This window comes from Curtobacterium oceanosedimentum (assembly GCF_040545555.1).
In the GTDB taxonomy this organism is placed as follows: domain Bacteria; phylum Actinomycetota; class Actinomycetes; order Actinomycetales; family Microbacteriaceae; genus Curtobacterium.
In genome coordinates this window covers 52453-74447 of record NZ_JBEPMD010000016.1, presented here as the reverse complement: position 1 = coordinate 74447, position 21995 = coordinate 52453, and the positions used below count along the sequence as shown (strand labels likewise).

The window sequence follows — 21995 nt, the reverse complement described above, 5'->3', positions numbered from 1 at the left end:
GGGGGCGGCGCGGTCCCGCGGGGGGGGGCCCCCCCCCCCCCCCCCGCGGGGGGCCCCCCCCCCCCCCGGGGGGGGGGGGGGGCGGCCCCCCCCCCCCCCCCCCCGCTGCGTGCGTCGAGCGCCGATCCGACACGCGCACCCCTCGTTCGGGGTGACAGTCGGGGCTGATGTGAACTCCTGTGATCGCATAGCATCTGACTGTCCATGTCTGCTGATTCCCGACAGCAGGTGATCAGGCGCCGTGTCGACGCGCGGCGGACGCCCGAAGGGGAAGCACCCATGGCAGCGCTGCTGCGATCCATCTGGTTCCGGAGTGCCATCGCGCTCGCGCTCGTCGCGACCGTGGTCGGCGGCCTCGTGGCCGTCCAGTCGAACTCGGCCGGCGCGGCGACGTTCCAAGCCGGCAACATCATCTCCGACGCGAACTTCTACAACGCCAACGCGATGTCCGAGGCGGAGATCCAGGCGTTCCTCAACGCGAACGAGCCGTCCTGTGGCAACGGGAACTGCCTGCGGCTGAAGCGGACGAACACCACGTCGCGGGGTGCCGACGCGATGTGTGCCGCGTACCAGGGTGCGGCGAACGAGCTGACCTCCACCATCATCTACAAGGTGCAGCGGTCGTGCAGCATCAGCGCGAAGGCGCTGCTCGTGATCCTGCAGAAGGAGCAGTCGCTCGTCACGATGTCCGCGCCGTCCGACGCGCGCCTGGACCGGGCGATGGGCTACGCCTGCCCCGACAACACCGCGAAGCCCGGCTGGTGCGACCCCGCGTACGCCGGCCTGTACAACCAGATCTACCTCGCCGCGTGGCAGCTCAAGCGCTACGGCAACCCGCCGGGCACGAGCAACTACTTCACGTGGTACCCGATCGGCGTGCCCTCGGCCGTGCGGTTCAACCCGAACGCCGCGTGCGGTTCCAGCCAGGTGACGGTCCAGAACAAGGCGACCGCGGCGCTGTACTACTACACGCCGTACCAGCCGAACGCGAACGTCCTCGCCGGCCGGAGTGACAGTGCCTGCGGTGCGTACGGCAACCTGAACTTCTTCAACTACTACCAGAACTGGTTCGGGTCGCCGACCGGCGCGTCGCAGCCGTTCGGCAACGTCGAGGGGATCACGACCGGCGTCGGTTCCGTGAGCGTCTCCGGTTGGGCGATCGACCCGGACGCCGCGAAGACGCCGATCCAGGTGCACGTCTACATCGACGGTGTCGGCGCGGGCGCGCTCACCGCGAACCAGCGGCGCACGGACGTCGGCGCGGCCTACCCGAGCAACGGACCGGACCACGGCTTCGGCGGCACGTTCGGCATCGCGGGTGGTCAGCACCAGGTGTGCCTGTTCTTCATCGACGCGCAGGGCGGCCCGAACACGTCCGCCGGCTGCCAGACGGTCCAGGTCCCGACCGGGAACCCGTTCGGCGCCCTCGACTCCGTGACGACCTCCGGCAACACCGTGACGCTGCGCGGGTGGGCCATCGACCCGGACACGACCGCGTCGATCCCCGTCGACGTCTACGCGAACGCCCAGGGCCAGCACGCCACGGCCGACCAGTCCCGGCCGGACGTCGCGAAGGTCTACCCGGCCTACGGTGCGGCACACGGCTTCCAGACGACGATGACCCTGTCGCCCGGCACCTGGAACGTCTGTGCCTACGGCATCAACCAGGGCGGCGGCACCGCGAACACCGGGCTCGGCTGCCGGTCGGTGACGATCGTGGCCGCGAGCGGCAACTCGCCGACCGGTGTGTTCGACTCGGCGACGCCGACCGCCGGTGGCATCACCGTCCGGGGTTGGGCGTTCGACGCCGACACCTCGGGTCCGTTGACGGTCAAGCTGAGCGTGGGGTCGACCTCGTCGACGCTGCCGACGAACCAGGCGCGAGCCGACGTGCAGAAGGTCTACCCGAAGGCCGGCGCGACCAGTGGGTTCGGCGGCACGGTGACGGCTCCTGCCGGCGTGCAGACGATCTGCGCCACGGCCGTGAACGTCGGCTCGGGCAAGGACACGGACCTCGGGTGCAAGACGGTCACCGTCCTGCAGCCGGTCGTGGACTCGGGTGCCGTCCCGCGCGGCAACGTCGACGCCGTCACCGCCGCGCCGGGTGGCATCACGGTGCGCGGCTGGGCGTTCGACAGCGACACCCCGAAGTCGCCGCTCACGGTCACCGCGACCGTCGGAGGCACGGTCACGAAGCTGACCGCGGACACGGTCCGCACCGACGTCGGGAACGCCTACCCGGCCGCCGGCGCAGCGCACGGGTTCGAGGCGACGGTCCCGGCTCGCACCGGTCCGACGCAGATCTGCCTGTCCGCGGTGAACACGGGCACCGGTGGCAACACGTCGCTCGGGTGCTGGACGGTCACGGTCACGGACGTCGGCAGCAAGCCGATCGGCTGGTACGACGCGGCGACCGCGGTCCCGGGCGGCGTGCGCGTCGTCGGGTGGGCGTTCGACCCCGACACGGCGAAGCCGATCGCGGTCCGCGCGAGCGTCGCCGGGGTCACCACCGTGCTCACCGCCTCCGGTGCCCGAGCCGACGTGCCCAAGGCCTACCCTGCGGCGACCGGGACGACCGGGTTCGACGCGACGGTGCCCACCGGCACCGGCGCGCAGACGGTCTGCTTGACGGCCGTCAACGACGGCAAGGGCGGGGACACCGACCTCGGCTGCCGGCAGGTCACCGTCGCCGGTGACCCGGGTACGAAGCCCCGTGGCTCCGTCGACTCGGTGACCGGTGTCGCGGGCGGCATCGCGATCCGCGGGTGGGGCTTCGACCAGGACACCCCGGGGACCGCGATCACCGTCAAGGCGCAGGTCGGTTCGACCGTCACGCCGCTGACGGCGAACGTCACGCGCAGCGACGTGGGCGCCGCCTACCCGGCCCTCGGTCCGGCGCACGGCTTCGACACGACCGTCCCGGCCGTATCCGGGCGACAGCAGGTCTGCTTCACCGCGGTGAACACCGGAACCGGCGGGGACAGCTCGCTCGGGTGCTTCACCGTGACGGTGCCCTGACCGGGCGTCTCCCGACCGCTCACGGACGGCCCCGACTCCTCTGCGAGTCGGGGCCGTCCGCGTGTCCGGGCGTCGTCCGTGTGCTCGAGCGTCGTGGGCGTGCCCGAGCGTCATCGGCGGCCGGGTGCGCTCGTCGTCCGGGAAGCCGGGGGACCCGCCGAGGTGCGGAGCCGGCTCGACGGGTCCCGCCCTGCCGGAGCGACGGTTCCGTGATCGAGCTTCCCTGACCGGAGCGCGGGGCGGGGCCTGCGGAGAGAGCGGAACGACAGGGCGGTGGTGGGAGCGCTGGGCGCGTCCTGCCGGAGCGCCTCGGCGCGCCCGGTGATCACCCGTGGGGCCGACGCTCCGCGACGCGTGGGCCGAACCGCGCTACCGAGCGCGCGTCATCCCGTACCGCACCCGGGGCCGCGGCCGGGGCCGGGGCCGAAACCGGCGTCGGCGTCGGTGGCTGCGTCGTCAGCGGACGTCGGGTGCCGGCACGTCGGCCGGCGCGACCGTGCGGGTGGGCGCGGTGTCCGCGGTCGCGTCGTCGGAGAACGCCTCGTCGGTGACTGCCCGCTCCCGCGGCGGACGACCGTCGTCGAGCCCGGCGGGTTCCGACCCGTCGACCGTGACCGGCCCGGCGGGCGCGACGGCGACGCGCATCACGAGCAACCCGCCGACGACCACCGCGAGGGTGAGCACGCCCACCCAGACGGGCCAGCCGAGCGGCGGCTGCCACTGCGGCTCGGTGACCATGGTGCGCCACCCGAGGTGCGCGCCCACGACGTACCGCTTCAGTGCCCAGATCGAGCTGTGCACGTGCAGCACGGCGAGGGTCGCGAGCATCAGCCCGAACATCCACCGAACCCGGGAGTTCGCGAACGCGTGAGGGAAGGCGTGGTCGAGCGCGACACCGGCGGCGATCACCATGCAGGCGAGGATCGCGAGGACGTAGCGGGCCTGCCAGATGTAGCCGTACTCGGTGACGGCGATGCCCTGGACCACCGGCGGGACGAGGACCATCGCCGCGGCGAGGACGATGACGCCGAAGCGTCGACGGCCGTGGCCGAAGACGAGCGCGCCGATCGTCAGGGCGAGGATCAGACCACCCCACAGCGAGACCGTCGACGGCGGGAGTGCGGTGTCGATCCAGCCGAAGAGTCCGATGTAGCCGTCCGAGTTCTGGAACGTCAGCGCGAACATGTGCACGAAGCCGCGCAGGTGGCTCGTTCCCGTTCCGGCGTAGGGGACCCCTTCGCCGAGGCTGTTGCTCCCGAGTGTCCAGGCCAACCCGGCGACCGCGGCGACGGCGAGCACGGCAGCGGCGACCCAGACCGTGCGCGAACGCACCAGACGGCCGAGCAGGCGCAGGTCGAACAGGGTGGCGACCGCGACGATGAGCAACCAGAGCAGGGCGATGCTCCGGGTGTTGGCGAGCAGCGCGCCGGAGACCGCGACCGCAGCCGCGTGCGCGGGGGCGACCCTGGCGGCACGGCGTTCGGCGATGAGCGTCAGCCAGCAGAAGAGCATGACGGTCGCGGAGATCTCGAGCGCACTCGGGTTCACGGAGCCGAGGATGAAGAGGACCATCGGGGTCACGGCGACCGCGAAGGCACCCAACGCCCACCCGCGAGCGCGGAGGCCGGCGAGTGCCACGACCGCCAGCGCCAGGAGCGCGGAGCACCAGAGCAGGCTCACACCCCGCATCGCGTACAGCGCGCTCTTGCCGTCGAGGACCAGTGACGGCAGGCCGACGACCGCGTAGTAGACGGGGTTGTAGGACCCGGCGCTCGTCGTGGCGGTCTGCTCGGCGTCGGACTCGGTCACCGGCTCCTGGCAGTTGGCGGCGATGCCCGGGTTGAAGGCGAAGCACGCGAGCTTCGACGTCTGTGCGGCCCAGGCCGGTACCTCGACGTCACTGGCTCCTCGCTGCACGGAGGACTCGTCGCCGATGAACTCACCGCGGACGACGGCGGCTGCGTGGATGGTGTGCGCGGGTTCGTCCGGTGCGGACTCGAGCGGGCTGGTCATCGCCCAGCTGCCCGCCATGGCCGCGATGACGAGGAACGCCATCAGGAACACCTGCCAGGCGGGGCGTCGTGCACCGGTCGTCCTGGTCCGTCCGGTCGTTCCGAGCCTCGTTCCGGTCATCGGTGTCCCGCGTCTCCTCACCCGACGCCCCTGCGCCGTCGCTCGCCGGTCGCGAGCCATCCGGCACTCTAGCAGCGCTCGGGTCCGGTACCCCGCCGCAGTGAGCAGGGCCCGCCGGGCATGGATCGGGGCCTCGGACACGGACCGGTTCCGCGGCGCACCGGGCGTCCGAGTGTGTGCCCGGCGACGGGGTCGGCTACGATCGCTCGGCGACGATCGATGAAGGAGCGGATCCGACAGTGCCCGACACCCAGGACCCTGCGTCCGCCCCCAGAGCCCTCGTGGTCGTGCCGACCTACAACGAGGTCGAGAACATCGAGAACGCCGTCGCGAAGATCCTGGAGCACGCGCCGGACGCCCACGTGCTCGTGGTCGACGACGCGAGCCCCGACGGCACGGGTGACCGGGTGGAGGCCCTCGCCGCCGACGACGGACGTCTGCACCTGATGCGTCGCACCGGCAAGCTCGGGCTGGGCACGGCCTACGTGGCCGGGTTCGACTGGGGCCTCGAGCGCGGCTACGGGCTGCTCGTCGAGATGGACGCCGACGGGTCCCACCCGGCGGACCGTCTGCCCGCCCTGCTGTCCGCGGTCGCCGATGCCCCGGCCGCCGACGTGCAGCTCGCGATCGGCTCCCGCTGGGTCCGGGGCGGGTCGGTCGTCGACTGGCCGACGCGCCGTGAGCTGCTCAGCCGGACGGCGAACCTCTACGCGCGGGTCATGCTCCGCCTCGGTGTGCACGACGTCACCGCCGGGTACCGGGTGTACCGCGCCGACGTCGTCCGCCGCATGGACCTGAGCGGGGTCGACTCGAAGGGCTACTGCTTCCAGGTCGACATGACCCTGCGCGTGCACGACCTCGGCGGCCGCATCGTCGAGGTGCCGATCGAGTTCCGGGACCGCGTGCTCGGGACGTCGAAGATGGACCGCTCCGTGATCGTCGAGGCGATGGTGCGCGTGACGCAGTGGGGCGTGCAGCGCTGGTTCCGTCGCCCCCGCTCGTGACCTCGAACAGCGTCCCCGAGGAGCGGCCGAGCACCCCCGGCACGCCGGAGGGTGTCCCCGGGGTGGTGCAGCCCGCCGTGGTGACGGGCTCCGGTGACCTCGTCAGGAGGGCGGCCTGGTCGACGGGAGGGATCGTCGCGCAGGGCGTCGCGCGCCTGGCGTACACCGTCGTGATCGGACGGGCGCTCGGTTCGGCGGACCTGGGCCACGTCAGCGCCGTCCTGTCGCTGTCGATCTTCGCGGCGCTCGTGTGGCCGACCGCCGCCGGCAACGCCGCCAGCCGGTACATCGCGTTCGCCGTGGCCCGCGGGCAGGACGACCGCGACGTCGTCCGACTCCTCACACGGACCTGGGCGCTGTCGGTCGTCGTGCTCGGAGCCGTCGCGGTCCCGGTGGCCTGGGGCTGGACGCACGACGGCGTCCTGGCCGCCACCGCGGCGTGGACCGTCGCGGGCTACGGCGCCTACGCGTACGCCCGGACCGGGGCTCTCGGCCGGGGCCGTGCGCGCCGGGTCGGGCTCGCCGACGTCGGGACCGGGCTGTTGTCCCTCGCCGGGCTCGCCGGGGTGCTCGCCGTGGGGGCGGACTCGCTGGTGCTCGTCCCGATCTCGGTCGGCTACACCGTGTTCGCCGTCGTCTGCTGGCCGAAGGGCGTGGCCGGTCCCACCGAGCTCCCGCGGACCGGCGTGCTGTCCTTCACGGCCTGGAACGTCCTGGCCGGCCTGGCCACCAACGGTCTCCTCCAGCTGGCCATGATCAGTGCCGAGGTCTTCGCAGCACCGGCGCAGGTCGGTGTCTACGCCGCCGCGTTCACCATCGCGACCCCGGCCTCCATGGTGGGACAGGCCGTCAGCCAGATCATCGTGCCGGCCTTCGCGCACGAGACCGGCAACGGCTCGCTCCGCGACCGGCGGCGGCTCGCCGTCTTCCTGGTCTTCACGGCGGGCTGCGTCGTGGTGTTCGGCGCGATCGCGGCCCTGGCCGGGTTCGTGATGCCGCTGTTCTACCCCGAGCAGGGCGTGGCGGCGGCACCGGTGCTGCGCGGGCTGCTGGTGGGCGTGTTCGTCTTCACGATCGCACTGGTCCCGGCCGCGTTCCTGCTCGCCGCCGGACGGTCCGGCGAGGTCGCGGTGGCGTCGCTCACCGGGCTCGTCGCCGGGGTCGTCGTCATCGCCGTATCGGTGCCGTCGGCGCCGTTGACCGCCGGCACGACCGGCTTCGTCGTCGGGTCGGTGGTGAGCCTGGTCGCGCTGGTCGCGGTCGGCTTCCGGCCCGGACGGGCGTCGGACGGGTCTCAGACGAAGCGGCGGGCGACCGTCCAGTAGGCCCGCATCACGGCCTGCAGGACACCGGCGCCCGGGGGGAGCGGGAACACCTGCTGGTCGAGCGTCGCGGTGAGCAGGCGCGCCATCCGGCGGTCGTCGACGACGGCAGCGGCCTCGACGCGGGCACGTCGCTCCGCGAGCCACGCCCGGTTGTCGCGGATCCAGCGGCGGGCCTCGCGGTGCTGGGGCCCCCATCCCTGCGAGCGGGCCACCAGGCCCATCGCGAGCCCGATCGCCCAGGCGGGCAGGGCGGTGGCAGCGCGGAGCCTGCGACCGTAGAGCGTCGACAGGAAGATGCGCCGGTTCCGCTCGAGCAGGAACATCTTGCGGGCGTTGCGGCTGAACTCGTAGTGGTGCAGGACGACGGCATCGGGCACGAAGACGACGCGGAGCCCGAGCTGCCAGGTCCGCCAGCTCAGGTCGACGTCCTCGTGGTACGCGAAGTACGTGTCCTCGAAGCCGCCCAGTCGCTCCCAGAGCTCGCGGCGCAGGACCAGCCCGGCGCCGGAGGCCGAGGCGATGTCCTGTTCGGTCGTGTGGGCCGTCGCCGGTTCGCCGTACGCGCCGGCCCAGCTGAGTCCGACGACGTGCACCGGGTTGCCGGCGGAGTTCATCGTGTCCGGACGGTCGGCCAGGCGGATGCTGCCGCTGGCGATGCCCACGTCGGGGCGCTCGGCGACCCGCACGAGGGCGGCGAGGGCGTCCGGACGGACCTCGGCGTCGGAGTTGACCAGCGCGAGGTACGTCGTGGCGGCGCCCGCGGCCCCGTGGTTGACGCCACCCGCGAAGCCGAGGTTCTCGGCCGGGGTCCTGACGGTCAGCCGGGGATCGGGCGGCAGGGTGCGGACCGCGTCCGAGGTGCACCCGTTGTCGACGAGGACGACCGTGACGTCGACGCCGTCCGAGTCGAGCACGGACCGTACGGCGGCGTGCAGGACCGGTTCGTCACCGTACGCCAGCATGACGACGGTGACGTCGGGCGCCGTCATCCGCGGCGGTCCGCGTCGTGCACGTGGGCGGACAGCGTCTGCGCAGTGGTCGTCGGCTCAGCGGACGTCGGCCCAGCGGTCGTCCGCCCGGCCGTCGGGCGCTCGGCGACCGCGTGCTGCTGCTCGAGGCGTTCGATGCGCTCCTCGAGCAGCGCGCTCTGCTCGGCCAGCACGCGTGTCTTCTCCTCGAGCGCGGTGAGCTCGGCGCTCTGCGACACCGACACCATGAAGAGGAGGACGAGGCAGACGAAGAAGCCGAGGTTCGTCGGGACCGAGAAGCCGAGGACGGCGGCGGTGCTGACGAGCAGCCCGGGGAACACGGCCACGACGAGGGCGACGACGCCGGCGACGATCCACCAGAGTGCGTGGCGTTCCCGGAGGCGGCGGCGGCGCAGGAGTTCGACGACCGCCACGAGGACGAGCAGGGCGACGACGATGCCGAAGACGTAGGTCACGATGTTCACGAGCCGGGCACCTCCGATGCGCGGAGGGACAGACGCGGACGCCAGAGCGCGACCACGAGGGCCATCGCTGCGCGTCCGAGGTAGATCATCGCCTTGAACGGGGCGTGGGACGGGGTGCCGCCGGCGCGCACGCGCATCGCCACGGGGATCTGCTCGATCGAGCAGCCGGCGCGAGCAGCGAGCACGAGCGACTCGACGGTGTCCCCGAGGTACTCGGCGGGGTAGTGCGCGGCGAAGAGCTCGAGTGCTCGGGGGCCGGCACCGCGGAAGCCCGACGTGGTGTCGGTCAGGCGAGTCCCGGCGATCCGGGACACGACCGACGCCAGGACCACCATCGCCCACCGGCGCGGACCACGGGTCTCGTAGTCGCCGACGCCTGCGAACCGTGCGCCGATCACGACGTCGTTCCGCTGCAGGGCGTCGAGGATCTGCGGGACGCCGGTCGGATCGTGCTGGCCGTCGGAGTCGACCTGCACCGCGTAGCGGAAGCCGTTGGCGACCGCGTACTTGAAGCCCGCCCGCATGGCGCCGCCGACCCCGAGGTTGAACGGCAGGTCGAGGACCGTCGCACCGGCACGGCGTGCCACCGCAGCGGTGCTGTCCGCGGACCCGTCGTTGACGACGAGCACGGTGACGCCCGGCAGGGTCGCCCGCACTTCACGCACGACGTCGCCGACCACCGCGCTCTCGTTGTACGCAGGCATGACGATGAGCGTCTGCTGGAGCAGGGACATGCTGACGATGCTACCAACGGCTGCGACCGCGCCGGACGTGTCCGCACCACCGGTCCCCGTCCGTCTCCGCCGGCGCCCCGGCACGTCCGTGACGGCGGGTGCAGCGCGGAGCGTCGGTGCAGCGGACCGCCGTGGCGCGGCTAGTGTCGTCCGTCGATGGAGCGCACGCACAAGACCCTCACCACCGCCGTCGGCGCGGTGGTCCTCGCGGTGATCGCGTCGGCCTTCGCCTGGTACCGGCTCGGGCCGACGACCCGGGCGACCGTCTGGGCCGAGGACGGCGACGTGTTCTTCAGCGAGCACCTCGAGCTCGGTTCCGTGGACTCCTTGCTGCACCCGTACGCGGGCTACCTGCACCTGCTGCCGCGTCTGGTCGTCGACCTCGCGTTCCACCGGCCGATCGAGCAGTACGCGGTCACCGTGGCGGGTGCCAGCTGCGTGGTCGCGGGCATCGTCGTGGCCGCGGTGTTCGTGCTGTCCGCCGACGTCGTCCGGGCCTGGCCGCTCCGCCTGCTCCTCGCCGCGGTCCCGGTCATCCTGCCGATCGCACCGATCGAGGTGCTCGGCAACGCCGCGAACCTGCACTGGCTGATGCTCCTGCTGGTCCCGTGGGTGTTCACCGCCCGTGTCCGGACCTGGTGGGGCTCCGCAGCCGTCGCGGTGCTCGCGCTGTTCGCGGTGCTCACCGAGCCCCAGGCCTTGTTGTTCGTGCCGTTGCTGGCGGTGGCCTGGTGGCGGCGCCCCCTCCGGGACGCGCTCCGGGCGATCCCGGTGACCGTCGTGACGCTCGGCGGTCTCGGCCTCCAGGTGTGGACGGCGCTCACCACCGTCCGGCCGACGTCGGCGGGGGACCCCTCGGTGGCGGAGGTCGTCAAGGGGTACCTGCTCGAGCCGCTGGCCGGTGCCTGGATCCGCGACTCGTTCCTGGTGACGCGCGCCGTCGTCGCGCACGGGTCGTACGTCGTCGTGGTGCCGGTGGTCGCGATCGCCGTCCTGCTCGTCGCGGCCCTCGTCGTCGCGTCCTGGCGGGCGCGCGTCCAGCTGGTCGCGTTCGCGATCGGGTCCGTCGGCATCTGGACGGCGGCGCTGAAGGCGAACAGTTCGGGCAACCGGGGCTGGGACGAGCCGGCCGGGCTGCTGCAGGCGATGACGACCGTCCCCACGCGCTACGCCGCGCCGTCCGCGATGCTCCTCACCGCCGCGGTGGTCCTCGCCGCAGCGCTGCTCATCGGTCCGCGACCTGCGCAGCGGGCCCGTCGGGAGCCACTGGTCGACCGGAGCCGCGTGCTCCGGGTGACGGCGGCGGTCGCCGGCTGGGGTGCGGTCGTGGTCGTGGTCGCGGCCGCGGTGGGCTCGGCCGCCCCGGGACTGTCGCTGCGCCAGGACGGACCCGCGTGGCGTCCGCAGGTCGAGGCGCAGGTCGCGGCGTGCCGTGCCGATCCGTCCGCGTCGATCGTCGTGCACAACGCGCCGCACGCGATCGACAAGGTGTGGGACACCGCCGTGCCGTGCCGACTGGTGCTCGGACGTCGGTGACCCCGTCGGGTCTGCCGGGTCGCCTGCAGCGCCCGGCGACCGTCAGACGCAGGACGCGTTGCGGTCGAACCCGCCGACGACGTACTGCGTCATCTCGATCCGGCTGCCGCCGGTGAGGGGCGTCCCGGAGCAGGCCTGCTGCGCTGCGGCCAGGGTCGGTGCCCCGGTCGCGATCCAGCTCGGCAGCCGGTAGAGCGGGCTCGACGTCGGGACGGTCCCGACGATGCTGGTCCACTGGAAGGTGGTCGAGTACAGGCCGACCTGCGCGCCTCGTGAGGTCAGGGCAGCGGCCATGCCCTCGAGGTCCGCGCGGTTCTGCGACCGGTCCGTCTGCCAGGTGCCCTCGGTCTCGACGTCGAGCCACCAGCGGTACGCCGTCGGGTCGGTGATGCCTCGGATCGTGGCGTCCTCGACCGCCCGGGTCCAGCCGTACACGTACGAGCAGGCGGCGTCGTACCCGCCGGTGCAGGTCCCGTACGGGTTCGGTACGGTCCCGCCACCGTTCGGCAGCGTGTTGCTCGTGGGCCAGACCGAGGCCTGTCGGCCCGGGTTCGCGGTGTTCACGTAGAGCTGGACGGTCGGCTGGGACGTCCCGCCGGAGGACTGCGCGGCCCACCCCAGCTGCGACGACAGGCAGGGGTTCGTGGTGTTCGCCAGTCCGCCGTTGACGCCGACGACCGCGAAGGCGGCGTCGGTCGGCAACGAGGACCCGCACTGCGGCCAGGACACGTCGACGCCGGTGCCCGAGGCCGAGGTCCCGTCGAGGAAGTACCCGGACACGTCGACGTAGTCGACAGCGGTCCCGCGCGAGACCTTGGCCTGGAACGCCCGTGCGGCGGTGGACCCGGTCACCTTGGTGATGACGGCAGCGGAGACCTCCTCGCCGGCCCGGAACACCTGGGCGGCGACGGAGGCGTCCTGTCCGGCGGGCGTGACCCGGAGGTAGCCGTCGGCGGACGTGCCCTGCACCTCGACGTTCGCGACGACCGCGGTGGCCGTCCCCGGGACACCGCCGGTGCCCGTCGCACGGACCGTGCGCGGGGTGTCGCCCAGCGTGGCCGTCTCGATGCGGGTCGTGTCGAGGGGGACGAAGACGGAGCCGGTCGACGAGGCGGAGTAGTACCCGGCGACGTCCATGAAGACGGTCGCGGTCCCCTGGGACAGGCGGACCTGCGCCGAACCGTCGACGAGGCGCACGATCGCGAGGTTCGACACGGTGCGTCCGGCGCTGAACTCCTGGGTCGCCACCGATGCATCACGGCCGAGCGGGGTGAGGCGCGTGTAGCCGTCGGCGGTCGGGGCGTTCGTCTCGACGTTGACCACCACCGCGGTCGCATCGGCCGGCACACCGCCCTTGCCGGCGAACTGCACGGGCACCGGTGTCGTGCCGACGGTCGGCGACGCGACGCGGACGGTCGGCAGCGGCGTGAAGGTCGAGCCGCTGCCGGCGGCGTAGTAGCCGGAGACGTCGAGCAGGATCCGCGCCGAGCCGGCCGACACCTTCACCTGCACGCCGCCGGAGGCGAGCTTCACGGTCGCGAGGTTCGAGATCGTCCGGCCCGCGGGGAACTCCTGCAGCGCGACGCGGGCGTCGGTGCCGGCGGGCGTGATGCGCACGTACCCGGCAGCGGTCGGCGCCTCGGTCTCGACGTTGACCACCACCGCGGTCGCGTTCGCCGGGACCCCGACGCGCCCGGTGATCGGCACAACGACCGGGGTGGTGCCGACGGTGCCGTCGAACACCCGGGCGGTGTCGAGCGGGGTGTACCGGGACCCGCTGGCGGTCGCGGTCGGTGCTGCGACGGCGCGCTCGGCGGGCGCGAGCCCCACGGCGGCGGTGGTGAGGGCCGAGACCGCGAGCAGGGCGGTGACGACGCGGGAGACGAAGGGCATGCCAGCTCCTGTCGGTGACGGGCCGCCCCCTGCGGCCCGTGCCGATGCTACTGGCGGACGGGCGTCAGCCGCGAGCCCTGCTGCCGCGCGACCACCGCTCAGGACTGGTCGCGCGGCAGGTGCCGTCGCCACGAGCGCCGGCGGGCGGCGACGACGATGACGGTCGCGAACAGCATGAGACCGGCGCCGTGCAGCAGGTAGCTCTCCGCGGTGCTCGTGACCGCCAGGAGCACGAGGACCGCGGCCGGCCACACGTAGGCGACCCCGGGGAAGGTCGTCGCGGTGACCCAGGCGCGGGCGAACGCCAGCCCGCCCGCGATCGCGAGCAGGAGTGCCCCCGCGAGCCCGACCTGCAGGTACGCGTCGACGAAGGCGTCGAGCCCGGAGGTGAACCGCACCCCGGACGGGTCGACGAGGGTGACGAAGGGGAAGACGTCCTCGGTCGGCCAGGTGCCGACCCAGCCGCGGCCCTGCATCGGGTCCTGTTCGCCGAGCTGCCGGATCTGCGCCCAGAGGCCGAGCCGCGTCGCCGTCCCACCGGCGGCGCCGATCTCGGCGAGTACCCGGTGCCGGAACAGGACCGCCAGCACGAGCATGCCGAGGACGGCGCCGCCGAGCACGGTGTTCACGACCGGCCGTGTCGTCGGTGCCGCGTGCCGGAGCGCCCAGAGGGCCAGGGCGGTCACCGCAAGCGCGATCATCGCGATGCCGGTGATGGGGGACTGCACGAGCATGAGGGCGATCACGGCGAGTGCGGTGGACGCGACCGCGCGCCAGGTGGTCACCGACCGGGTGAGGAACTCGACCACGAAGGTGACCAGGGCGGTCGCGGCCACGAAGCCCATGAAGTTGCGGTTGCCCCCGATGCCCTGGATCGGACCGCCGTACGCGATGTTGCCCTGGATGCCGAACGCGGGGATCGGGACGTCGAGCACGAGCCCGGAGAGCACCTCGAGGCCGAGGGCCACGACGAGCAGGATGCGGAACGCGTCACCGGCCGCGCGGATGACCTGCACGAGGTCGCGGCCGAGCGCCAGGTAGAGCCCGAGTCCGACGAAGCAGACCGTCTCGACCACGCCGCGCAACGCGTACCAGGAGTACTCGCTCCACACCACGCTCAGGGCGCAGAAGCCGACGAAGGCGAGCAGCGAGAGGGGCAGGACGCCGTGCCACTCGATGCGGTAGCGCTGCCCGAGCAGGCTGAGGCCGGCGAGCACCACGAGGGTGACGAGCACGGCCCAGGTGCCGGCGGCGCCGACCATCGCGTGGACGGCGGGCTCGCCGAAGGCGAAGAGCAGGATCGCGGTGGCGAGCGCCTGGCTGAAGCGACCGCCGGCCGAGAAGCCGATCCAGGCCGACAGGTAGCGCCGAGCGAGCGCTCGTCTGCTCACCCCGTGGTCCGTCACGCGTCCATCCTCTCGCACCGCGCCGGGAGTCACCGTTGTATCTCGGAGCGTCGATATCGCGAACGGCGATGTCTCGGCTAGGTTCAGCGCTCGATGCAGCACCTCCGACCGGCCGCGACCGAGGCGGCCCTCGCCCTCGTCGTGCTCGTCGGCGCCGTCGCGACGGCGTGGTGGCGGCTCGGTGCGGTGGCGCGCGGGACCGCCTGGGCGGAGGACGGCGGACTGTTCCTGCGCGAGCGCCTCGCGTACGGCGTCGACGGGACGCTCCTGCGTCCCTACGCCGGCTACCTGCACCTCGTCCCGCGCCTGGTCGTCGACCTCGCCGTGCACCGTCCGGTCGAGCAGTACGCGCTGACCGTGTCGGCGGCCTCGTGTGTGGTCGTGGGCGTCGTCGCCGCGGCCGTGTTCGTGCTGTCCCGCGACGTCCTCCCGGGCCGCACGATGCGGCTGCTGCTCGCCGCCGTGCCGGTCGTCCTCCCGCTCGCCCCGGTCGAGATCGCAGGCAACGCCGCGAACCTGCACTGGTACGCGCTCGTCCTCGTCCCCTGGCTGTTCGCGTACGGAGCACGGTCCTGGTGGGGCGCGGCGGTCGTCGCGGTGCTCGCCCTGGCGGCGACGCTCACCGAGCTCCAGGCCGTGGTCTTCCTGCCGCTCCTCGCGCTGGCCTGGTGGCACCGCGGCGCGCCGAGCCCGGCCGGGCCCGTCCGACCCGCCGCGGCGTGGGCGCGGCTCCGTGCCCTCCCGGTGACGGTCGCGGCGATCGGTGGTGGCGCGGCACAGGTGGTGACGGCCCTGACGACCGAGCGCACGTCCGAGCGCGGGCACCCGGCCCCGGCGGACGTCGTCGCCGGCTACCTGCTCCAGCCGGTGGCCGGCCTCTGGGACCGGCGGGTGGCCCCGGTGGGCGCAGCGGTCGCCGAGCACGGCGCCTGGGTGCTGGTGGTGCCGGCGCTCGCGGTCCTCGCGCTGCTCGTGGTCGCCCTCGTCGTCGCGCCGTGGCGCGCCCGCGTGCTCCTCGTGGCGCTCGCCGGCGGGTCCGTGGTGGTGTGGACGGCCGCGCTGCTCGCCAACGCTCCGGCGGACGGCCGGTGGAGCACGCTCGACGCGGTCGGGCTCGCCGCCGTGGGTCCGAGCCGCTACGCAGCTGCCGCCGGCATGCTCCTGCTGTCGGCGGTGGTCCTGTCCGCGGCGCTCCTGGTCGACCGCGGCGCGGGACGGGTGCGCCGGACCCGGACCCGGACGGGAGGCGCGGCACCCGTCGTCCGGGCGGCCCTCGGCTGGTGCGTGGTCGCGCTGGTCGTCGCGACGAGCGTCGCGAACGCCGCTCCGGGTGCCTCGACGCGGAGCGACGGGCCGCTGTGGGCACCGCAGGTCCGGGACGCGGAGCCGGCGTGCCGGGCCGACCCGACCCGGGTGCTCGAGGTGCGGACGGCGCCGTGGTCGGCCCAGGTGCCCTGCACCCTGGTGCTGCGGGACCGCTGACCCGGGTGGGGCGTCCGAGCACGGCGTCCGGGCGCGGAGCCGGCGGTCAGTCCGAAGTCGCGCCCCGGAACGCCCGGACGGCGACCGGGATGCGCGGTCCGTCGCCCGACGAGGCGGGCTCCTCGCCGACGAGCACCGTGCGCGTCTTGATCGCGATGACGGCGAAGAGGACCCAGTTGCCCTGGTAGAGCAGACGGGACTCGGCGACCGCCTGCACGAGGAGCGCCACGACGACCAGGAGCGGGAACAGCGACACGGGGTCGAAGCCGCGGGGGAGCAGGTCGGGGCCGTACGGGGTCCGGGTCGCGCACCACCAGGAGCGCACGAGCGTCGACAGCACGTACAGGGCGAAGAGGACGAGCCCGACGACGCCGGTCTGCATGAGGACGTCGAGGGCGGCGTCGTGTGCCTGCAGGTAGGTCACGCCGTTCCGGTGGGCGATGTCCGCGAGTGTGGGGATGTCCGGCCACCAGTAGCCGATCCAGCCCCAGCCGAGGACCGGGTGCTGGTCGGCGAGTCCGAGCACCGCCGACCAGATGTCGCCGCGGCCGGTGAGGTCGGACGTCCTGCCGAGGAGCCCCGTGAGCACCCCGCGGCCCGCGACGCCGGCGACGACGGCGACGACGGCGCCGACGGCGACGGCGAGGTACCGCGGGGCCCGCTGTCCGCTCGGCACACGGCGGACCAGGACCGCGACCGCGGCCGCGAGGACGACCACGACGGCGGCGACGAGGACGGTCGACGACCGGGTGAGCGCGAGCACGAGGACGCCCACCGCGATCCAGGTGACGGCGCGTCCGCGGTGCATCCGCCCCTCGGCGAGCTGGACGGCGACCGCGACGAGCGCGAGCAGGGCCACCATCGCCAGCAGGTTCGCGTTCCCCGGCAGGCCCTGGATCCGACCACCGGTGAACAGCTCGGCGCGCGAGAAGTAGAAGGCGTCCGGGATCTTCCGGTCGCCGTAGTCGGTCCAGATCGGCGCGATCGGGTGCCGGACGACGACGGCCACGACGGCCTCGAACAGCAGCGACAGACCGAGCACCCAGCGCATCGCTGCCGACACGGCGTCGAGCAGGCGCCGCCAGCTGAGCGTCGACGCGATCGCGAACGCGACGAGCACGCAGAGGAGCTGGGCGACCATGCTCGCCAGGGTCGCCGCACGCCAGTGCGACCACGCGACGCTGAGCAGGCACCAGCCCAGGAACAACCAGAGCGAGCGCGGCGTGCGGGTGAGCGGCGGGCGGGCCCGCACCACGACCGCGATGCCCCAGCCGGCCAGGGCCGCCCAGACGGCGGCGGCGCCGTACCAGGTGATCGTGTTCGGCACGGCGTCGCCGGCGAACAGCACCCCGACGACCGCGGTGGCGAGCGCGAACGCCTCGCGCTCGGGCACGGTCCCGCGGGCCAGCGGCCAGGTGTTCGTCACGGCGACCAGGCTACCGCCGGTCAGCGTCCGAGCGAGTCGAGCGCGCGTGCGAGGTCCGCGCCGAGGTACGGCGCGAGCGTGGTGGCGAAGGTCGCGGTCAGGTGGGTCGGGTCACGGTGGACGAGCACGCCCCCGACCACGGCCGGGCAGCTCGTCGCGGTGCAGTACCAGTCGGTCAGGTCGACGAAGCGCGCGCGGTCGCCGAGTTCCCGGACCGCCTGCTCGGAACCGTCGAAGGAGGCCAGTGCCTCGCTGCGCGGGACGTCGCACGCCGTCGTCGTCGGGCCGGACATCCGACCGAGGCAGGTCATCACGTCGTCGCGGGCGACCGGGTTGTCCCGGATCGCGATCACCGGCACACCGACGTCGGTGGCCGACCGCCAGGCGCCGACGAGTCCGTCGACGGTGGCCTGCTCGGTGGTCGTCCCGGCCGGCGCGACGACCGGGGACTTCGTCGTCGCGTGGGTGACGACGACGGCGTCCAGGTCCGGGTGCGCCGCGATCCACGTCGTCGCCGACTGCTTCCACGCGTTGCAGGAGTCGGTGTACGCCTGCGACGGGGCCTCCTGCACGGCGGTCGTCAGGTAGCAGCCGATGTGCCCGGCGACGTCGATGCGCCAGTTCCGCTGTTCCGCGATAGCCGCGTAGGCGCTCAGCAGTGCGTTGTTGTGCGAGTCGCCGATCGCCGCGATGTGCTTCGTCCACCCGGTCCGCGGTCCGACCGTGCAGACGTTGAAGGCGGCGGTCGTGTTCGACCAGCACGCGTCGCGGTTGACGTCGTCCTCCGCCGCGGCGGCCGGTGGCGGCACCCGGACGTCGGCGAGCCGCGGATCCGTGCACGGGTCTGCCGAGCCGATGCGCGCGGCCGCTCCGAAGCAGGGGACGTCGCCGCGCTCGAGCGAGCGCTGGAACGCCGCTGCCTGCGCCTGCTGGACCTGCAGTGCCCCGAGCGTCGACCCGCCGAGGGCGACGACCAGGAGGGTGCTCACCGCGCCCCACACGGCGACCCTGCGGGGCCGGAGGGACCGGAAGCGGGCGGAGAAGCGGAGCGGTTCCTCGACCAGCAGCGTCGTGACCGTCGCGAGGACGGCGGTGCCGAGCAGGACGAGCAGCTTGTCGCGCGTGCCCAGGGGGTGCCCGGTCGCGATCGGCAGCAGGACGACCCCCGGCCAGTGCCAGAGGTAGACGGCGTAGGAGATCCGCCCGACGAAGGCCACCGGGGCGAGCCGACCGACGGCCTGCAGTCCGCTCCGGGCGCCGAGCAGCACGACGAGGGCCGCCCCCGCGACCGGCAGCAGCGCCGCGGTGCCGGGGAACGGGGTCGCCGGGGTGATGACGACGAGCGAGGCGACCAGCAGGGCGGCACCCAGCCACGCGCCTCCCGTCCGGATCGACCGGGCCGCGGGACGGACACGGGACGACAGGACGACCGTCGACGCCAGCCCGCCCAGGGCGAACTCCCACGCTCGCGTGGCCGTGGAGAAGTAGGCGATGCCCGGGGCCGAGCGCGTCTCGACGACGCTCCAGACGAGCGAGACGACGACCACCGCGCCGAGCAGCACCCGAGCGGTCCGCACCGGCGTCCACCACCGAGCGTGCCGGAGCAGGACCGCCAGGGCGACGAGCAGCACGGGGAGCGCGATGTAGAACTGCTCCTCGACCGAGAGCGACCAGAAGTGCTGGAACGGCGACGGTTGGTTGTCCGACGCCAGGTAGTCGACCGAGTCCGACGCCAGCTGCCAGTTCTGCACGTACAGCGTCGAGGCGATGAGCTCGCGACCGTACTGCCCCCAGAGGGTGCTCGGGACGAGCACGAGGACCGCGGCACCGGTCGCGAGCAGGGTGAGCGAGGCACCGGGCAGCAGCCGCTTCGCGCGTCGTGCCCAGAACCGACCGAGCGCGATCCGCCCGTTCGTGGCCTGCTCGCGCAGCAGGTGCCCGGTGATGAGGAAGCCGGAGATGACGAAGAACACGTCCACCCCGACGAACCCGCCCGGCAGGCGGTTCGGCCACAGGTGGTAGACGACGACCGCCAGGACGGCGAAGGCGCGGAGCCCCTGCACGTCCCACCGGGTGGCGTCGGACCGGCGCGGGCGCGTGGGCTGCTCGGACATCGCGACGAGTCTACGTATCGCGGATCGTGCGTCCCGCCCGTCGACGGTCGCCCGGGTGCCGTCGCGGCCCGCACGGGGCGGTCGGTGCGGGCCGGTACGCTCGGCCCATGTTCCTCGGCATCACGAACACCCCGCGCGACTACGCTTGGGGATCGGTCTCCGCGATCCCCGAACTCCTCGGCCGCACCGTCACCGGAGCACCGCAGGCCGAGCTCTGGCTCGGCGCGCACGCGGGCAGCCCGAGCGTGGTCGTCAACCCGGCGATGGTGGGCGGCGCCGACACCCTGCGCGACTGGATCGACGCCGAGCCCGAGGCCGCCCTCGGCCCGGACCGCACCGGGCTGCCGTTCCTGCTGAAGCTCCTCGCAGCGGCGGCACCCCTGTCGCTCCAGGCCCACCCCACGCCGGAGCAGGCCCGCGAGGGCTTCGCGCGCGAGGAGGCGGCGGGCATCCCGCTCGACGACCCCGCGCGCAACTACAAGGACCCCTTCCCGAAGCCCGAGCTCGTCGTCGCGCTCAGCGATCGCTTCGAGGCGCTCAGCGGCTTCCGCCCGGTCGCCGACACCGTGGCAGAGGTCGAGGCGCTCGACGCAGGGAGCGGCCGGCTCGGCCCCCTCCTGGCGCACCTGTCGCAGGGGCTCGAGGACACCGTGCGCTGGCTCGAGACCGCCGATGCGTCGGCGCTCGCCGTGGTGCAGGCGGCGTCCGACCTCGCCGTGGCGCTGCCGGAGGACGACCGCAGCCCGAACGTGCAGACCGTGGTCGACCTGGCGGACGCGTACCCGGGCGACCCCGGCGTCGTCGTGTCGCTGCTCATGCACCGCGTCACGCTCCGGACCGGCGAGGCGATGTACCTGCCCGCGGGCAACGTGCACGCCTACCTCGACGGGCTCGGCATCGAGCTGATGGCCCCCTCGGACAACGTGCTCCGGGGCGGCCTGACCGCGAAGCACGTCGACGTCCCCGAACTGCTGCGGGTGCTCGACTTCACCGCGTACCCGGCACCGGTCCTGACGCCGGAGCACCTCGACCAGGGCGTCGACCGGTTCGCGCCCGAGGGCGTCGGCTTCGCCCTCGTCCGCGTGACGGGGGACGGCCGCCCGGTCGGTCTCGGCACCGGCGGTGTCGCCCCGCTGCACGGTCCGAGCATCGCGGTCTGCACCACCGGGGCCGTGACCCTCGTCGGCGCGCACTCGGCGACCCTGCTCCGGCAGGGGGAGTCCTGCTACGTCACGCCGGACGAGGGCGACGTGACGGTCGAGGCCGACGCCGCGGCCGGGCTGACGTCGACGGTCTTCATCGCGACGGGTGCGTGAACACGCAGCACCCTGCGCCCCGACGGGACAGTACGGTCCGCTAGCGTGACGAGCATGAGTTGGCTGGTCACCGGCGGTGCCGGGTACATCGGGTCCCACGTCGTCCGCGCCCTGCGCGCAGCAGGGATCGACACCGTCGCGTTCGACGACCTGTCGAGCGGGTTCCGGGGGTTCGTGCCCGAGGACGTGCCGTTCGTCGAGGGCACGATCCTCGACGGCGAGCTGCTCACGACCGCCCTGCGCGAGCACGCCGTCACCGGTGTCGTGCACGTGGCCGGCTTCAAGTACGCCGGGGTCTCGGTCGAGCGCCCGCTGCACACCTACGAGCAGAACGTCACCGGTACCGCGACCCTGCTCCGGGCGATGGCGGAGAACGGCGTCACCAAGGCCGTGTTCTCGTCGAGCGCGGCGGTGTACGGCACGCCGGACGTCGACGTCGTGGTCGAGGACACCCCAAAGGCGCCGGAGTCGCCGTACGGCGAGTCGAAGCTCATCGGCGAGTGGCTGCTCCGCGACATGGAGGTCGCCGCCGGGTTCGCCACCACCTCGCTCCGCTACTTCAACGTCGTCGGGTCGGGGGAGCCGGACCTGTACGACGCGAGCCCGCACAACCTGTTCCCGCTCGTGTTCGACGCGCTGCTCGCCGGTCGTGTGCCGCGGATCAACGGCGACGACTACGACACCCCGGACGGCACCTGCGTCCGCGACTACATCCACGTCGCCGACCTCGCGCACTCGCACGCCGTCGCGGCGCGGAAGCTCGAGGCGGGCGAGCAGCTCGAGCGTGCCTACAACCTCGGCAGCGGCGACGGCGTCAGCGTCCGGCAGATCATGGACGCCATGGCGTCGGGCACCGGCATCGCGTTCGAGCCCGAGGTCGCCCCGCGCCGCCCGGGCGACCCCGCCCGGATCGTCGCGACCGGCGAGGCCGCGGCGCGCGACCTCGAGTGGGCGATGCGGCACTCGCTCGACGAGATGGTCACCAGCGCCTGGGAGGCCCGTCGCCGGGTCGGCTGAGGCCCGTGCTCGGCGATCGGGGAGCGCTCGCGTGTCCCCCGATCGCTGGACAGACGGCCTGCGACACGCCCGTACGGGGGACATGACACGCCGCGACGCTCGGCACCTCCTATGATCCGCGACTTGACGGAACGGAAT

Annotated in this window: 15 protein-coding genes; 7 read left to right on the top strand and 8 right to left on the bottom strand. The window is 73.4% G+C overall.

Going from position 1 to position 21995, the window contains the following annotated elements:
* The first annotated feature begins 279 nt into the window (after positions 1–279).
* Complete coding sequence (locus ABIC52_RS14645; RefSeq protein WP_354027663.1) at positions 280–3018, top strand: hypothetical protein; 2739 nt, start codon at positions 280–282, stop codon at positions 3016–3018.
* 456 nt (positions 3019–3474) lie between these two features.
* On the opposite strand, the gene ABIC52_RS14640 is transcribed toward ABIC52_RS14645, so the two are convergent.
* A complete protein-coding gene (locus tag ABIC52_RS14640; protein ID WP_354027662.1) occupies positions 3475–5151 on the bottom strand; it encodes a DUF2142 domain-containing protein in 1677 nt (558 codons plus the stop codon).
* A 239-nt stretch (positions 5152–5390) separates the two neighbouring features.
* Here ABIC52_RS14640 and ABIC52_RS14635 point away from each other — a divergent pair, with 239 nt between their 5' ends.
* Positions 5391–6155: a polyprenol monophosphomannose synthase gene (locus tag ABIC52_RS14635; RefSeq protein ID WP_354027661.1), complete on the top strand. Its 765-nt coding sequence runs from the start codon at positions 5391–5393 to the stop codon at positions 6153–6155.
* Entirely contained in the window at positions 6152–7480 is a 1329-nt protein-coding gene (locus tag ABIC52_RS14630; protein WP_209678292.1) for a lipopolysaccharide biosynthesis protein, read from the top strand. Before ABIC52_RS14635 ends, ABIC52_RS14630 begins: the two co-directional genes overlap by 4 nt.
* Here ABIC52_RS14630 and ABIC52_RS14625 read toward each other — a convergent pair.
* From ABIC52_RS14625 to ABIC52_RS14615, 3 genes are read right to left on the bottom strand one after another with little or no spacing between them, the layout of a single operon-like run.
* Positions 7450–8469: a glycosyltransferase family 2 protein gene (locus ABIC52_RS14625; RefSeq protein WP_209678290.1), complete on the bottom strand. Its 1020-nt coding sequence runs from the start codon at positions 8467–8469 to the stop codon at positions 7450–7452. The genes ABIC52_RS14630 and ABIC52_RS14625 overlap by 31 nt on opposite strands.
* A complete protein-coding gene (locus tag ABIC52_RS14620) occupies positions 8466–8933 on the bottom strand; it encodes a DUF2304 family protein (protein ID WP_354027660.1) in 468 nt (155 codons plus the stop codon). The genes ABIC52_RS14625 and ABIC52_RS14620 overlap by 4 nt, the downstream gene beginning before the upstream one ends.
* Positions 8930–9667 carry a glycosyltransferase family 2 protein gene (locus tag ABIC52_RS14615; RefSeq protein WP_126890701.1) on the bottom strand — a complete coding sequence of 246 codons (738 nt, stop codon included), beginning with the start codon at positions 9665–9667 and terminating at the stop codon, positions 8930–8932. Before ABIC52_RS14615 ends, ABIC52_RS14620 begins: the two co-directional genes overlap by 4 nt.
* A gap of 156 nt (positions 9668–9823) precedes the next feature.
* On the opposite strand from ABIC52_RS14615, the gene ABIC52_RS14610 reads away from it, so the two are divergent.
* On the top strand, positions 9824–11203 hold the full coding sequence (locus tag ABIC52_RS14610; protein WP_354027659.1) for a hypothetical protein: 1380 nt from the start codon (positions 9824–9826) through the stop codon (positions 11201–11203).
* Positions 11204–11245: 42 nt separating this feature from the next.
* Here the strand turns inward: ABIC52_RS14610 and ABIC52_RS14605 are convergent, their stop codons facing one another.
* The gene (locus tag ABIC52_RS14605) at positions 11246–13096 is read right to left on the bottom strand and encodes a glycoside hydrolase family 25 domain-containing protein (protein ID WP_126890703.1); all 1851 of its coding nucleotides are present in this window, start codon (positions 13094–13096) and stop codon (positions 11246–11248) included.
* Between the two features lie 98 nt (positions 13097–13194).
* Positions 13195–14502 carry an exopolysaccharide production protein gene (locus ABIC52_RS14600; protein WP_126890704.1) on the bottom strand — a complete coding sequence of 436 codons (1308 nt, stop codon included), beginning with the start codon at positions 14500–14502 and terminating at the stop codon, positions 13195–13197.
* 93 nt (positions 14503–14595) lie between these two features.
* Here ABIC52_RS14600 and ABIC52_RS14595 point away from each other — a divergent pair, with 93 nt between their 5' ends.
* Positions 14596–15984 carry a hypothetical protein gene (locus tag ABIC52_RS14595; protein WP_354027658.1) on the top strand — a complete coding sequence of 463 codons (1389 nt, stop codon included), beginning with the start codon at positions 14596–14598 and terminating at the stop codon, positions 15982–15984.
* Positions 15985–16030: 46 nt separating this feature from the next.
* On the opposite strand, the gene ABIC52_RS14590 is transcribed toward ABIC52_RS14595, so the two are convergent.
* Entirely contained in the window at positions 16031–17410 is a 1380-nt protein-coding gene (locus ABIC52_RS14590) for an O-antigen ligase family protein (protein WP_354027657.1), read from the bottom strand.
* Positions 17411–17430: 20 nt separating this feature from the next.
* On the bottom strand, positions 17431–19524 hold the full coding sequence (locus ABIC52_RS14585; RefSeq protein WP_354027656.1) for an acyltransferase family protein: 2094 nt from the start codon (positions 19522–19524) through the stop codon (positions 17431–17433).
* Between the two features lie 107 nt (positions 19525–19631).
* On the opposite strand from ABIC52_RS14585, the gene manA reads away from it, so the two are divergent.
* A complete protein-coding gene (manA, locus tag ABIC52_RS14580; protein ID WP_126892517.1) occupies positions 19632–20840 on the top strand; it encodes a mannose-6-phosphate isomerase, class I in 1209 nt (402 codons plus the stop codon).
* A gap of 54 nt (positions 20841–20894) precedes the next feature.
* Positions 20895–21857 (top strand): UDP-glucose 4-epimerase GalE, encoded by a 963-nt coding sequence (gene galE, locus ABIC52_RS14575; RefSeq protein ID WP_126892516.1) that lies wholly within the window; start codon positions 20895–20897, stop codon positions 21855–21857.
* Positions 21858–21995 lie beyond the last annotated feature (138 nt).